Below are 14,257 nucleotides of genomic sequence, written 5' to 3' on the forward strand. Positions count from 1 at the left end.
TTTCCATCATGTCCAGAGCCACAGCAACAAAGCCACAATAGCGACAAAACCGCCGCCGACTATAAGCAGTGCCGGAAGTAAAGCGACCAAGCCGATTAAGGAAATTTTTACCACCTCAAGCCACGGTAAGCGGTCAGCAGCCTCATATTCGACCCGTTCAGCGGAGACGTCACAATCCTCTTTCCGCCGACGGGCGTATATGATTGCTATTATCTTATTGTGGAAAGGCAAGTTAATCATTTTTGGCGCGATCTAACTGATGGTGACAGGCAACAAAATGTCCATCCTCCAACTCCTGCCATATAGGCGTAACCGTCTTACAAATATCCGTACAGTAAGCGCAACGGGTATGGAATTTGCACCCTTTCGGCGGATTTACAGGACTCGGGATATCTCCTTCCAAAATATAGATTTCCTTTTCACCCTTCCGCGTGTCAGTGGTAGGAATTGAACGAAGCAAAGCCTCGGTATACGGGTGAGCCGTATGTTTAAAAATTGCTTCAATATCACCTAACTCAACAATAACCCCAAGATACATAACCGCAATCCGATCGGAAATATACTTAACTACGGAAAGATCATGTGATATGAACAAATAAGTTAGATTATCCTTCTCTTTAAGATCTTGCAACAAGTTGACAATCTGTGATTGAATGGAAACGTCCAAAGCAGAAACCGCTTCATCACAAACAACAAACTTCGGTTGTAGTGCAAGTGCTCTGGCAATACCGATACGTTGACGTTGACCACCCGAAAATTGGTGCGGAAAACGATGAATCATATAAGGTGCCAAACCGCACTTTTCCATGACCTCCATTATATAATCCTGCTTGACTGGGTCATTATTTTCAAACAAACCGTGGGTTCCCAGTGCCTCGCCTATTATCTGGCCTACCGACATCCGCGGATTCAAAGAAGAATACGGATCTTGGAATATCAGTTGCAGGTCACGCCGCAAAGACCGCATTTCATTCACGGTCAATTTGGCTAAATCCAAGCCGAAATCATTATACTTTTCGTACTCGTCAAATCCTTCCAATTTGCTGCATTCCTCCCGATACGACATCAACTTGTCATCGGCTGCTGCATTTTTTTCTTCAACCGCCTTCAGCTTAGGGGTAAGTTTCTTTTGTAAGGAATCCGCCTTCGCCAAATCTTTTTTGGCACGCTTGAGATCTTTTGGGGTCGCCTTATCATGCTTGAGCAAAGCCTCGGCATTCTTAACCTTGTAATCCAACAGTTGCTGCTCACGTTTCAGCAAGAGTCTTTCTTTGCTAACCGCCAATTTTTCTAACAAAATATGCTGAACCGGTCGTAGATCATCACATACATAAAACCCACCGATTACTTTACACAAATCAACCAAAGCCAAGGTTGCCGCGGTCCTTGCCGCATTAAGGGATTCAATCGCCTTATGTTTGTCCTTATCGTCAGTAAGCTTATCATATTCGGCTTGCAGTTTTTCCGCTGTAGCTTGCAGCTCTTTTATCTTTTCACGGCGTTTCGGCATTTCCTTGACGGTTTCCACCAAATAAGCCGGCACCACTTCATCCCAACGACGGCCGTAGTACATGGTACGCCCGGCAGTTTGATGATAAAGCTGGAGGATAACACGGCCTAAAGTAGATTTCCCACAACCTGATTCACCCACCAAGCCAAGAGTCTCTCCTTCATATATAGTCAAGTTAACACCGTCATTTGCTTTAACGAACAGCCCCTTTTGTTTCAGCGGGAACCACTGTTTGAGATTAGTAATTTTAAATAAAGGTTTACGTTCCTTCGTCTCATTAAATTTAGGCATGACGATCCTCCTTCTTGGGGTAGAAACAGCGTATAGACTGGGTCGGCGAAATTTCCACTAAATCAGGCTCTTCGTTCAAGCACTTTTCCGTAGCATACTTGCAACGTGGTGCAAACTTACATCCCTTCGGCAAATCCAACGGGTGAGGAACTGCACCTGGAATCGCATCAAGTCTTGCCCCCGCCGGAGTGTCCAACCGAGGAATGGAAGTCATCAAGCCCTCCGTATACGGATGTGAATATTCGCTATTACGGAAAATATCGTCCGTAGTTGCTTTTTCTACCACTTGGCCGCAATACATAACCGCAACATCATCAGCCATTTCATTGATAACGCCCAAATCGTGCGTAATAAACAGAATCGACGTACCCTTTTCTTTTTGTAGCGCATTCATTAAATGCAAAATCTGCGCCTGAATTGTTACATCCAAAGCCGTTGTCGGCTCATCAGCTATCAATAGGCTCGGCCGGCAGGCCAAAGCCATAGCAATCATCACTCTTTGCCGCATTCCGCCTGAAAGTTGGTGGGGGAATTGCTTGGCAACTGTTGCTGGATTAGGGATTTTAACATCACCTAAAATATCGACTGCAGCTTTGGAAGCGGCGCTATGACTCAAATGTTGGTGAATTTTGAACACTTCGGCCAACTGCTTGCCAATAGTAAACACCGGGTTAAGCGAAGTCATCGGCTCTTGAAATATAACCGAAATTTCATTGCCGCGAATGCTGTACAAATCTTTAATGTCGACCTTTGTCAGATCTTTGCCACGGAAAATAATTTCGCCCGAGTGGATGTAACCATTTCCATCCAAAAGGCGCAAAATGCTCATAGCTGAAACTGATTTACCAGACCCTGATTCACCCACGACACCAAGTGTACGTCCCGGCTCAACAGAATAAGAAACACCGTTTACTGCCTTAATTGTGCCTTTTTTTGTTTCAAAATATGTATGTAAATCTCTTACCTCTAATAAAGACATGCCGCCCTCCTTAACGCTCGTTGGATTTCGGGTCGATCGCGTCACGCAACCCGTCACCGATTGAGTTGATGCTTATCGTACACAAGGCCAAGATACCGGACGGGAACACCCAACGCCACCAGAAAGTACCAATTACCTGGGAACTCTGACAACCGGTCAACATGTTACCCCAAGTAGGTTGTGGCGGTTGAACACCAAAGCCAAGGAACGAAAGGGAAGATTCGGTAAGCATACAAGTCGCAAAGCCTAGCGTAATATTAACTAAAACCACGTTAATTACATTCGGTAAAATATGCTTGAAAATGATTACACTTTCTTTAATACCTAAGGCGTTGGCGGCAGTGACAAACTCCTTTTTACGTTCAGATAGTATCTGCGCCCGCGTCAGCCGTGCCAAGTGCGGCCAGGTCAAAATACCTAAAATAAACATTATCAAAATAATCCGCTGATTCTCTGATATTTTATTGCCAAGAATACCTGACAAAATCATCGCCAACGGCAGGAACGGAATTGAGTTGACAACCTCCGCCAAACGCATTAGGAAAACGTCAACTGCCCCTGAATAGAAACCTGAGATGCCGCCGATAGCAATACCGATTAAAGCGGAAATAATAACAGCAATAGCACCTACCGTCATGGTCATCCGCCCACCTTGCAAAATACGACGGAAAATATCGCGACCCAAATCATCAGTGCCCATCCGGAAACCACTTGGTCCAAAAGCAACGACATCACCATTTTCCCGTACGGCATAACCGTTGTGATAACCAGCGTACACTTCTTTAAATTTACCGGATGGAACATCAAGCTGACCAAGAGTATTGTCGCCCCAAGCCTTAAGAGTACCATCCTTTAACAAAGCAACAACGAAAAATTCGCCACTCGCCATTTTTTTAATTTTACCATCCAAGTTTTTAGGACAAGGCACATAAGTATCTTTATCCGGATTGCCCCAACTATGCAGTTTACCATCTTCAGTAACTGCATACATTTGTTCATTCGTAAGTGCTGCTGTAACCACCTTGCCTTGGATATCTTCCGGAATGGCAGTAAAGGCAAACGCTTGCTTGGTCATCGGCACCAGTTTTTTGTTAGTGGTCAAGGCAATACCGGTATTAGAATTGAAATACGCCTCTTTAACCTCATCTTCAACATAATCCGGGATTAGCGACGTCACTAAGTCATTACCCCAATTATGTATTTTTTTCTCTTCCGACAAATAAGCAGAATATAAGTAGTTGGCATAAACGCGCACCGGGGTCTCATAATCTGCCTCCGGCGGAGGTACATTCAAATTGAACTCATCATTCCCCCAAGGGTAAATCTTACCGTCTGTCCCAAGTGCTACCAAGTGGTTCGCCCCGGCGGCAACGTCCAAAGCTTTAGATCGAGCTATAGACTTGGGAATCTTACGCTGTTTATCATTCAGTTGACCCCATATATGAACCTTACCATTAGCATCAATACCTATTCCGAAACCGGAGCCAACAGCAATCTTCTTAGGGTTTTTGCGCATTGCTTTAGGCAAATCAGTAAAATTGCTACATGGTGGGTAATCTTGCAGCGTGGCATTAGTATACCGCACGTCCATTGGGTATATTGACGGCAAAATCATGCATAACACGAAAATGATCAGAAACAATATAGTAGAAAACATCGCCAGACGGTTAGAAGCAAAAGTCTGAATAGCCAACCTGGTCGGGCTCATAACCAGCTCTTCTTCAAATATATTGGATCCTTGTTTCTTCTTGCGTAAATTAAATAGCTTTAAAAATAAGCTAGCTCGGCGAATCTTTGGTCTTACATTTTTTTTGTTCACGTTACTTCGGCCTCCTACGCGTCTAATCTTACCCGTGGGTCAACTGCCGCATAAACCAAGTCAACTATCAGGTTGCCGGCCAAAGACAATACCACGTAAAACATCTGCATGGTCAAAACCACATTGAAATCTTGTCGCATCAAACTGTTGTATAGCAAATATCCAATTCCATTCCACTGAAAGATCGACTCAATAACTACAGATCCACCAAAAACACCGATCAGCCAAGATGCCATAATCGTAATAACTGGAATCAATGCGTTACGGAAAGCATGTACATATATTACAGAACTCTCTTTAAGTCCTTTGGCTCGAGCCGTCCTTATGTAGTCTTGGGTCAAAACATCGCACATCGAAGCTCGGACATATCTTGTAAGTCCGCCCAATGCGGTAAACGTCATTACCGCAGTAGGAATTACTGCATGCATAAATTGATCCTTAAAAGCGGCAAAGCCGGAGAAATCGGCGCCAACTGTTGATATGCCGGTTAATGGGAACCATTCAAGTTTGATACAAAATATGAAAATGAATATAAAAGCAATTACGAAACTCGGCAAAGAATATCCAAGTATGGTAAAAATCTGAACACTTTTGTCAAACAAGGAATTTCTCCGCACCGCAGTAGCAATCCCGAGCGGGATAGTTATAAGGAAAACAAAGAACATGCTGTACAAGTTAAGTTTTACGGTATTCCACAACGGAGTGCCAATTATATAACGCACATCTTGACGAAAAAAAGTCGAGTAGCCGAAATCTCCGGTCAGCATGTTTTTAATCCACACAAAGTATTGCAGATACGCAGGCTTATCCATCCCCAACTTATGTGCCATCGCATTGTATACACGTTGGTAGGCATCCGGTTTAAGGGTACGTGCCTGATCTTGAATAGCAACAGCAACCGGATCACCCGGCACTGCCTTGTAAATCAAAAACATGATGATTGAAACGATGAAAAACACAAAAACTATGTATAGTATGCGTTTCATTATGTATCTGGGCATAAGTTTCTCCTGTCCATGTGTCTTTTAAGGATAGCACGAAGGAACGAGGTGCCTCGTTCCTTCTGCCACTCTATCTTATAAGCTTAACCTAAATTATGTTATTCAGCAAGAGTTGCATACACAACAGCACGGCCAAAGCTTACCAACGAGTTAAGGTTCAGGTTTTTAACCTTAGTATTATAGAAACTATGGTAAATATCGGAATACAGCGGTACTTTACCCATCAAGTCATTCAAGAGAAGCTGCAGTTCACCGTATTCAGCATACCAAGTCTTCTTGTCACCCGGCTTAGTAGCTTTCATCTTGTTGATCAGTTCAGTAAGCTTCTTATCCTTAAGCTGGCTAGGGTTGTTGGAAAGATATACAGGATCTTCTGAATAGTCCTGCCATACCGGCTTAACAATAGCGAAACCTAAACCTAAGACGAACATGTTGTACTGTTTACGTTCAGCACTGCCAAGCGGAGCATACATAGCTTTGATCATCTTCGGGAAGTTTACTGACTCACTGTTGAGCGCAACGCCGATAGAAGCAAGGTTAGAAGGCAATGTAGCATTCAGCAATTCAGCAACAGCCGTTCCAGTGTTAGCCCAATTGATCTGGCAAGCCATCAGACTGCCATCTTCCAATTTCTTATAACGTACCTTGTCTGTACCTTCGACAAAAGGTTTGCCGGCTGAGTTCAGAGTCCAGCCACCCTTTACCAAGCACTCTTTTGCTTTGTTCAAGTTGAAGCTATAAGTGTTCATTTTCTCGTCGAATAACTTCTTGTTGGCTTTGTATTCAGGCTGAGCCAAACCATATTCAGCATGGACGAGAGCTCCGTAACCACCAGTGTACTTGTTCATCAAATCTACTCTGTCAATAGCATAGGTTACGGCTTGACGAACTTCTTTGAACTGTGTAGCACCTACATCACATTGGAACTGGATATCACCGAAGCCGTTACGTTCATATTTAAGAACAGCAAGTTTACCATTAGAAGCTTTCATTTTGGCTAGGCCATCTTCGATGTTCTTCTTACCTGAAGCTTCTGCCGCTACATCTATAGCACCACTGGCAAGCTCATCATTTATTAACTTGTCTTGAGAATGCTTAATGATTACTTTCTTGATTTGCGGTTTCCAACCATCATAAGTACCTAAGAACTCCGGGTTGGCTTCCATTACTAAAGCTTTATTGGCTTTATCGAATTCAACAAACTTATAAGGTGCATCAGTTACAGGGTAAGTATAAACGAAGCCTTTCACCGGATCCATCAATTTTGCCTTCATCTCTTCCATGTCAAGAGCTTTGCTGAACGCGGCACCTTCGCCTTTATCTACAACGTCAGGTGACAGCCCTAATGCTTTCATCGGGAACGGAGATTGAGTAGCTACCAAGTCCATGATGTAGTAGTTCGGCAATTCTTCTTTAGCAACTGTAACACTGAACTTATAGTCGCCCAACAAACGAACGCCCTTGAAAGGAACAGTACCGTCGCCTTCGTTGAAAGCCTTATAGCCAACTAACGGCATTCCGGAACTTCCGTCGCCACCGAGCTCAGTCATGTTCTTGTGCGATGACAGCAACATGTTGAACACATAGTCTTTTGCGGTGATCGGGCTTCCGTCGGACCATTTCAAATTATCATAGATTTCTTCTTCAAAGGTCAAAGTGCCGTCGGGATTTTCAACCTGTTTGAAATCCTTCAGGGCTACGTTGTTACGTACAAGGGTATTGTCCTTGGAATACGAGAACGTTGAGTACCCACCCATGATCATATAACGCATGTTCTGGTTAGGTGCAGGGTTGGTGAAACCTGGCATAATGTTCTCGTCAGGTTCAGTTGGTGTACCATAAACAACTGTTCCCTTAGGTTCCGTCTTAGGTACCTTAGCCAAGATTTCTGCCTGCGGTACTGCCGCCATCGGATCTTCCGGGGTTGACATGTCAGGCATACCCGACTCTGCTCCACTCTTGTCGCCGCTTTCAGCGGCCGGGTTTGACTCTCCTGCTTCGGCAGTTGAACCTTCAGGTTTGCCGGTTGAACCATTACACCCGGCAGCCATAGCTACAACCATCGCTACGCTTAGAAGAGTCGCTAGTAACTTCTTCATATTAATCCTCCTTCTCAATTGGTCTTGTCCAAAAGTGATAATGACTAATTATAGCAATGTTAAAGCGTGTATCAACAATTTGTTAATGAAATTTGACTATTTGGGGTTTTTAAATTGATAACGACCAGAAATCTAAACGATTTTTATTTTTTATCTGCATTATCAAATATTAGCTTTTATGTAGTCTACCGCGTCACCTACGGTTTTAATGTTTTCCGCTTCTTCATCTGGAATAGAAACCCCAAATTCCTGCTCCATGGCCATAACGAGTTCAACTATATCTAATGAGTCTGCACTCAAATCGTCAATAAAATTTGAATCTGGTTTGATCTCCTCGGCATCAATTCCCAGCTGTTCAACCAAAATGCTCTTAACTGTTTCTAAAATTTGTTCTTTATTCATATGAACCTCCAGAGTTTTGTTATCAACATTTTTATCTATGCTGCAAAAAATGTCAACCCTAAAAGACGGGAGGCATTGCCTCCCGTCTTAATCAACCGTATAACTATTAAATTTATTCAGCGCAAGCTCAGTCCTTAACGGCATAAACTACGGCGCGCCCGAAGCTTACCAAGGATGACATATTCAAATTCTTAACTTTGGTATTATAGAACAAATGATATTGGTCCGAATACAGCGGAATAGACGGCATCAAATCATTCAGTTTAAGCTGCAATTCACCGAAAAGCTTGTACCAAGTTTTCTTATCTCCCGGCTTGGTAGCTTTCATCTTCAACGTAAGAGCATACAGGTCAGCATCCTTAATTTGCACCTGGTTGTAGCTGCGATAGGACGGATCGGGTGAATAGTAATACCAGTACGGGCTTATGATGGAAAAACCTGTCGCCAGAACGTACATATTGTACTTTTTGCGGTCTTCACTGCCTATCGGTGCCAGCAAATGTTTTTGCATTTTCGGGAAGTTAACCTGTTCCGAATTAAGCTTTATTCCAATTTTAGCTAAATTAGACGGAAGCTCAGCATTAAGCAGTTCGGCAACCGGGCTGGATGTGTTGGCCCAATTGATCTGACAGGCCATCAACGAACCGTCATCAAGCTTTTTATAACGCACATCATCGGTTCCTTCAACAAATTTGCCGCCTTTGGCATTTAAGGTCCAACCGCCTGCCTCCAAAACTTCTTTGGCTTTGTTAAGGTCAAAATTGTATGGATTCAGTTTCTCATCAAACAACTTTTTATTGGCCTTATATTCAGGCTGAGCCAATCCGTACGCGGAATAAACAAGCTTACCGTAACCGCCGGTATACTTTTTAACGAGTTCCGTACGATTGATGGCGTATGTTATCGCCTGACGAACTTCCTTAAACTGAGCAGCTCCGACATCACAAGCAAAATCTATCAATCCAAAACCGTTACGGTCAAATTTCAGAACATCGATCTTCCCATTAGATTCTTTCATCTTGTTTAAGCCTTGCTCAATTAAAGTTTTACCGGAGGCTTCCGACATGACATCAATTGAACCGTTGGCCAATTCATCAACCATGATTTTGTCCTGGGAAAATTTAATGATAACCTTTTTAATTTGTGGTTTCCATCCATCGAATGTTCCTAAGAATTCCGGATTGGCTTCCAAAATCAATGCTTTATTCGCCTTATCAAACTCAACGAACTTGTACGGTCCGTCAGTAACCGGATAAGTAAAAGCAAAGCCTGTATTTGCAGCCATCAATTTTTTGTTTAGCTCTTCGTTATTTAGGGGCTTAGCAAAGGCCGCACCATTACCGGAATCAACAATTTTCAAGTCAAGACCTGTGGCATGCGCCGGGAATGGAGCCGCCGTAGCACCTAAGCTAAACTCATAGTAGTTAGGCAATTGTTCTTTATCCAGAGTAAAGCTGAACTTATATTTGTCCAACAGCCTTACACCTTTAAACGGGGTTGTGCCATCACCGTCATGAAATTCCTTGAAACCGACTAAATTATCTCCAGTAGTAGCGTTGGCACCGATTTCTTCTAACACTTTGTTAGATGAAAACAACATACCACATACATAATCTTCTGCGGTTATCGGCTTGCCATCAGACCATTTAAGGTTATCGTAAATTTCTTCTTCAAAAGTTACGCTACCGTCCGGATTTTCTGTGCGTTTAAAGTCTTTAAGAACTACATTATTGCGCACAATTTCATTGTTTTTATCGTAAACAAATGTTGAATAACCAGACATCATCTGGCGAGCCATCAGATTTGGGCTTGGATTGGTAAATCCGTCCATTATATATTCATCAGGTTCCGTCGCCGATCCGAAAACAATTTGTCCTTTAGGCTCAGTTTTGGGAACCTTAGCCAGTATCTCGGCTTGCGGAATAGCTTCCATCGGATCCTCTTTTAAGCTCATCATTTCAGGAATGCTGTCTATAGCAGCTTGAGCTTTGTTTTCCTCTTCACCTTTTTCAGCGTCTTTGTTACTGTTTCCACAACCGGCAACCAACCCGAGAACAATAACAGAGCTTAGCAGCAAGGCTAAAAGTTTTTTGGTCATACTCGTCCTCCACAAATTTTATTAATCAAGGAACAAATCCTTTGATTTCCTAATATAATCATAACCGGACAGCAAGGTCAATACTACACTGATCCACAATGCCGTTTGACCGATAACATATAATGGTAGGGAAAATGCCGGATATAAGGCTTCGGTAATTTTGTAAAGCATTAAAATTATAAGTGCTATAATCTGGCTAACCGTCTTTAATTTGCCCAAATTACTCGCAGCAATGACCTTCCCTTTCTCTATGGCGAGCAGTCGCACCCCGGTTATCGCAAACTCTCGGAACAAAATTATTATCGGAGCTAGAGTATGAACAACTCCCAAAGCAACAAAAGCAATCAATACGGCCAATACAAGGATTTTATCGGCAATTGGATCTAAAAATTTGCCTAGATTGGTAATTAAACCGTATTTGCGCGCTATGGCTCCGTCTAAATGGTCAGTTATTGAGGCTATTGCGAACAAAATCAGGGCAATTACCATACCGTATTTGCCGATAAATATATTCCAAGGGTTACTCGTATTGAGTGTCGCAATCGGAATCATGAACAGAACCACGAAAGGCGTCAAAATGCAACGCATAATTGTCAATTTATTTGGTAGATTCATACTTCACCTCAGCTAATTATTCAAAAGTTACAGCAGTAATATCATAAGCATCAACTTCGATGATTTCAACCTTTACCATTTCGCCTGGGTTGAGCTCACGCTGTTTGGCCAATATATACAGCATTGGGTCAATGTCCGGCGATTCGGCATAACTGCGACCTAAATAAAATATGCCGTCCTCCGTTATACCTTCTATTCTGGCCGTTGTGATGGTGTGCAGGCGGCTTTCATTGAAGGCTTGGCTGATTTTATTTTGCACTTCCATCAAAGTTTCATAGCGTTGCTTAGCTATTTCAGCTGGCACTTGATCTGGCATGCGCACGGCTTTGGTTCCCTCTTCTGGCGAGAATTCAAAACAGCCTAAACGCTCAAAGCGCAAGTCTTTTATCAGTTGGATAAGCTCATTAAAATCAGCCTCGGTTTCGCCGGGAAAACCGACCATTACGGTTGTGCGGAAAACTATATCAGGAATACGTTGGCGCCATGTATGCATTATTCTGTATATATTTTCCTTAGTATCTTTTCGCCCCATAAGTTTGAGTACATGATCGCTGGCATGCTGAATCGGCATATCGATATAGTGGCAAATTTTTGGTTCATCAGCCAAGACTGTCAGCAGTTCTTCGGTCATCCCATCAGAATAGCAGTAAAGCAGGCGGATATGAAAGTCGTACGGTAAAGCACAAATCTTTTGTAAAAGTTCCGGCAATTTGCGTTCTTTATAAAGATCAACACCGTAGGCTGTGGTATCTTGCGCCACGATAATCAGCTCTTTTACATTTTGTTGCAATAAGTTATCCGCTTCCGCCGTAATATCTTCCATCGGACGTGAAATCATGTGGCCGCGAATGCCCGGAATTGCACAATACGCACAAGTATTGGAACAGCCTTCCGCTATTTTTAAGTAGGCAAAGCTGCCAGTTGACGGTGTGCGAAAATTGACAAAGTGATCAGTGGTGTGACCACGGCGCACCTCACAAAACGGCACTGCTTCGGCAATGGTTGCGGCATCACGTTCATATAAAGTGTCAATAGCATTAACAATTTCGCCGTAAGCACCAACACCGAGAATGGCATCAATTTCCGGCAAATCTTTTTTCATATCACCATGGTAGCGCTGCGAGAGGCAGCCGGTGACAATAAGATATTTGCATTTATCGGTTTTATATTCGGCCATGGCCAAAATAGTATCTATCGCTTCAACTTTGGCACTTTCAATGAATCCGCACGTATTTACTATTATTACCTCGGCTTTGGCCGGGTCATCAACTAGGCATAAACCAGCTTTGGCCATGCGGTCGGCCATATATTCAGAGTCAACCAGATTTTTGGGACAACCGAGCGAAACAAGCGCAACGTTGATGTTTCCTCTATTCATATTTGCGTATTCTCCTGTAAAACAAATCGTAATGAGCGTATGGCCGTATCAGGTTTAAATCCATGTCTTATAATATTGCGAACAACTTTAACTACATCAGGGCGATAAAAAAACTTATTTGATATATTATATTCATGTATCGCACTCGGCATAGCCTCTGCCGCTTCCATTTCGGATCGCCAAACCGCAACCTCCCGGCAAAAACGGCTGCGTATATATGCCACGGCCGTCGTTTCATCGTCTTGAGGCAGTTCGTCGATTGCCGTCGCGGCACAATCAGCCTCGATTCCGGCACGCAGCAATCGCTGATACAACATAAGGCGGCTCTCACCGTCACGTGACCGACGTAGACGCAGCTTATTTCGAGCCAACCGCAAGTCGTCTATGTATTTTTCATTTATTAAATCTTGCAGAACCTGCTCAATTATACCGTCACCAAAACCACGGCGGCATAATTTTTCTCTTACTTTTCCACTGCTGCGTAAGCTTATTCCTATGTAAATAAATGCCGCTTGTCTAGCTTGCATGTACTCGGTTTCCGTCTGCGGCATAGGCAACGAATTAGATTTACGGCTGATCTGAGCCGTATCTTCAGCTACGGCCAGCTTCAACCCGTGTCGTTGAATAAATTCTTCGGCAGATCGGCCGAAAGGACAGCCTGAATCAGCACGTTTAAAGCCTTCATTCATCCCTGCCGTAGCCTTCGTTTGAGCTTTGCTTTCTCGCTTTGCCGCAGTCGTCGTCCGCTCATTGCCCATATTCACAGCTCTTGTCTCCCTAGGCAAACGGTTTTTGCCGGGTTCCGATTCAGGCGCAAGGTTCATTAGATTTCATCCAAGCCGAGCAAATCATCCAAGTCGGGGGTGTCGGTTGAAGCATTTGCCGTCTCGCCGGGGTGATCATCATCGCCGGTAGTTTCAGCGGTTGTTTTATGGTTACTGTTATGGAGGGATTCACGCACCGCCTGATCAATTTCATTGCACAAGTCTTTATTTTCTTTCAGATAGGTTCTAGCATTATCTCTTCCTTGTCCTAAGCGCAAATCATTGTAGGAGAACCAAGTTCCACTGCGTTTAACAATTCCAAGTGTGGTTGCTACATCTAAAATTGAACCCTCACGGCTGATACCCTCACCGAACAATATATCAAATTCAGCTTCACGGAACGGCGGGGCCATTTTATTTTTCACAACTTTTATTTTGGTACGATTACCTATTAAATCGCTACCGTTTTTGATAGTCTCTCCCTTGCGCACATCAATACGAACCGATGCGTAGAATTTCAAGGCCCGACCACCGGTGGTTACTTCAGGACTACCATAAACGACGCCTACTTTATCGCGCAACTGGTTAATAAAAATAACCACAGTTTGTGATTTACTGATAATGCCGGCCAGTTTTCGCAAAGCTTGAGACATAAGTCGCGCATGTAAGCCAACATGGCTGTCTCCCATCTCACCGTCAATCTCCGCTTTAGGCACAAGGGCAGCAACTGAGTCGATAACTATAATATCGACCGCACCGGAGCGTACCAGAGCTTCCGTTATTTCCAACGCCTCTTCTCCTGTATCCGGTTGTGATACAAGTAATTCATCTATGTTGACACCAAGGTGTTCGGCGTAAATAGGATCAAGTGCATGCTCGGCATCAACGAATGCTGCCGTACCACCCGTTTTTTGTGCCTCCGCTATGCAGTGCAAGGCGACAGTCGTCTTACCGGAAGACTCGGGTCCATAGATCTCAACAATTCGGCCACGGGGCAGTCCGCCAACTCCAAGAGCTATATCTAAGGCTAGGGCACCAGTGGAAATAGCTCGTACATCAGTGTCACTTTGCTCCCCTAACTTCATAATCGAGCCTTTGCCGAATTGCTCCTCAATCTTGTCAAGCGCAATCTCTAAAGCTTTAGCACGTTCATTCTGAGCGATCGGTTTAACCTCTTGTTTGGACTTGATCTTTTTTTCTGCTTTTGCCATATATACCTCCGTATTTAACTATCGTCATCGTAATTGAGTAAATTATAGCATAATTATGCTTATTTCATGGAACAAAATGCGACAATTTTC

12 protein-coding genes are annotated in these 14,257 nt (G+C 43.5%); all 12 read right to left on the reverse strand.

Annotated features, from left to right (window positions below):
• Positions 1-6: 6 nt before the first annotated feature.
• The 12 genes from HMPREF0868_RS05145 to recA all read right to left on the reverse strand — a co-directional run bounded on the left by HMPREF0868_RS05145 (position 7) and on the right by recA (position 14,167).
• Complete coding sequence (locus tag HMPREF0868_RS05145; RefSeq protein ID WP_012993648.1) at positions 7-240, reverse strand: hypothetical protein; 234 nt, start codon at positions 238-240, stop codon at positions 7-9.
• A complete protein-coding gene (locus tag HMPREF0868_RS08785) occupies positions 233-1,801 on the reverse strand; it encodes an oligopeptide/dipeptide ABC transporter ATP-binding protein (protein ID WP_012993649.1) in 1,569 nt (522 codons plus the stop codon). Before HMPREF0868_RS08785 ends, HMPREF0868_RS05145 begins: the two co-directional genes overlap by 8 nt.
• Positions 1,794-2,780 (reverse strand): ABC transporter ATP-binding protein, encoded by a 987-nt coding sequence (locus tag HMPREF0868_RS05155; protein ID WP_012993650.1) that lies wholly within the window; start codon positions 2,778-2,780, stop codon positions 1,794-1,796. The genes HMPREF0868_RS08785 and HMPREF0868_RS05155 overlap by 8 nt, the downstream gene beginning before the upstream one ends.
• Positions 2,781-2,790: 10 nt before the next feature.
• Entirely contained in the window at positions 2,791-4,599 is a 1,809-nt protein-coding gene (locus HMPREF0868_RS05160; RefSeq protein ID WP_012993651.1) for an ABC transporter permease subunit, read from the reverse strand.
• Between the two features lie 14 nt (positions 4,600-4,613).
• A complete protein-coding gene (locus HMPREF0868_RS05165) occupies positions 4,614-5,600 on the reverse strand; it encodes an ABC transporter permease (protein WP_012993652.1) in 987 nt (328 codons plus the stop codon).
• 98 nt (positions 5,601-5,698) lie between these two features.
• Entirely contained in the window at positions 5,699-7,699 is a 2,001-nt protein-coding gene (locus HMPREF0868_RS05170) for an ABC transporter substrate-binding protein (RefSeq protein ID WP_012993653.1), read from the reverse strand.
• Positions 7,700-7,861: 162 nt separating this feature from the next.
• Entirely contained in the window at positions 7,862-8,101 is a 240-nt protein-coding gene (gene acpP / locus HMPREF0868_RS05175) for an acyl carrier protein (RefSeq protein ID WP_012993654.1), read from the reverse strand.
• 127 nt (positions 8,102-8,228) lie between these two features.
• Complete coding sequence (locus HMPREF0868_RS05180) at positions 8,229-10,199, reverse strand: ABC transporter substrate-binding protein (protein ID WP_041705692.1); 1,971 nt, start codon at positions 10,197-10,199, stop codon at positions 8,229-8,231.
• Positions 10,200-10,220: 21 nt separating this feature from the next.
• Complete coding sequence (pgsA, locus tag HMPREF0868_RS05185) at positions 10,221-10,814, reverse strand: CDP-diacylglycerol--glycerol-3-phosphate 3-phosphatidyltransferase (RefSeq protein ID WP_012993656.1); 594 nt, start codon at positions 10,812-10,814, stop codon at positions 10,221-10,223.
• Positions 10,815-10,830: 16 nt separating this feature from the next.
• Positions 10,831-12,192 (reverse strand): 30S ribosomal protein S12 methylthiotransferase RimO, encoded by a 1,362-nt coding sequence (gene rimO / locus HMPREF0868_RS05190; protein WP_012993657.1) that lies wholly within the window; start codon positions 12,190-12,192, stop codon positions 10,831-10,833.
• On the reverse strand, positions 12,189-13,016 hold the full coding sequence (locus tag HMPREF0868_RS05195; protein WP_012993658.1) for a regulatory protein RecX: 828 nt from the start codon (positions 13,014-13,016) through the stop codon (positions 12,189-12,191). The genes rimO and HMPREF0868_RS05195 overlap by 4 nt, the downstream gene beginning before the upstream one ends.
• On the reverse strand, positions 13,016-14,167 hold the full coding sequence (gene recA / locus HMPREF0868_RS05200) for a recombinase RecA (protein ID WP_012993659.1): 1,152 nt from the start codon (positions 14,165-14,167) through the stop codon (positions 13,016-13,018). Before recA ends, HMPREF0868_RS05195 begins: the two co-directional genes overlap by 1 nt.
• Between the last annotated feature and the right edge of the window lie 90 nt (positions 14,168-14,257).

Source organism: Mageeibacillus indolicus UPII9-5, assembly GCF_000025225.2.
GTDB lineage: Bacteria > Bacillota > Clostridia > Saccharofermentanales > Fastidiosipilaceae > Mageeibacillus > Mageeibacillus indolicus.

Coding starts and splice junctions, on each gene's coding strand:
- HMPREF0868_RS08785 (WP_012993649.1), bottom strand. CDS start 1,801: ATGCCTAAATTTAATGAGACGAAGGAACGTAAACCTTTATTTAAAATT.
- HMPREF0868_RS05165 (WP_012993652.1), bottom strand. CDS start 5,600: ATGCCCAGATACATAATGAAACGCATACTATACATAGTTTTTGTGTTT.
- rimO (WP_012993657.1), bottom strand. CDS start 12,192: ATGAATAGAGGAAACATCAACGTTGCGCTTGTTTCGCTCGGTTGTCCC.
- HMPREF0868_RS05195 (WP_012993658.1), bottom strand. CDS start 13,016: ATGAACCTTGCGCCTGAATCGGAACCCGGCAAAAACCGTTTGCCTAGG.
- HMPREF0868_RS05145 (WP_012993648.1), bottom strand. CDS start 240: ATGATTAACTTGCCTTTCCACAATAAGATAATAGCAATCATATACGCC.
- HMPREF0868_RS05180 (WP_041705692.1), bottom strand. CDS start 10,199: ATGACCAAAAAACTTTTAGCCTTGCTGCTAAGCTCTGTTATTGTTCTC.
- HMPREF0868_RS05170 (WP_012993653.1), bottom strand. CDS start 7,699: ATGAAGAAGTTACTAGCGACTCTTCTAAGCGTAGCGATGGTTGTAGCT.
- acpP (WP_012993654.1), bottom strand. CDS start 8,101: ATGAATAAAGAACAAATTTTAGAAACAGTTAAGAGCATTTTGGTTGAA.
- recA (WP_012993659.1), bottom strand. CDS start 14,167: ATGGCAAAAGCAGAAAAAAAGATCAAGTCCAAACAAGAGGTTAAACCG.
- HMPREF0868_RS05155 (WP_012993650.1), bottom strand. CDS start 2,780: ATGTCTTTATTAGAGGTAAGAGATTTACATACATATTTTGAAACAAAA.
- pgsA (WP_012993656.1), bottom strand. CDS start 10,814: ATGAATCTACCAAATAAATTGACAATTATGCGTTGCATTTTGACGCCT.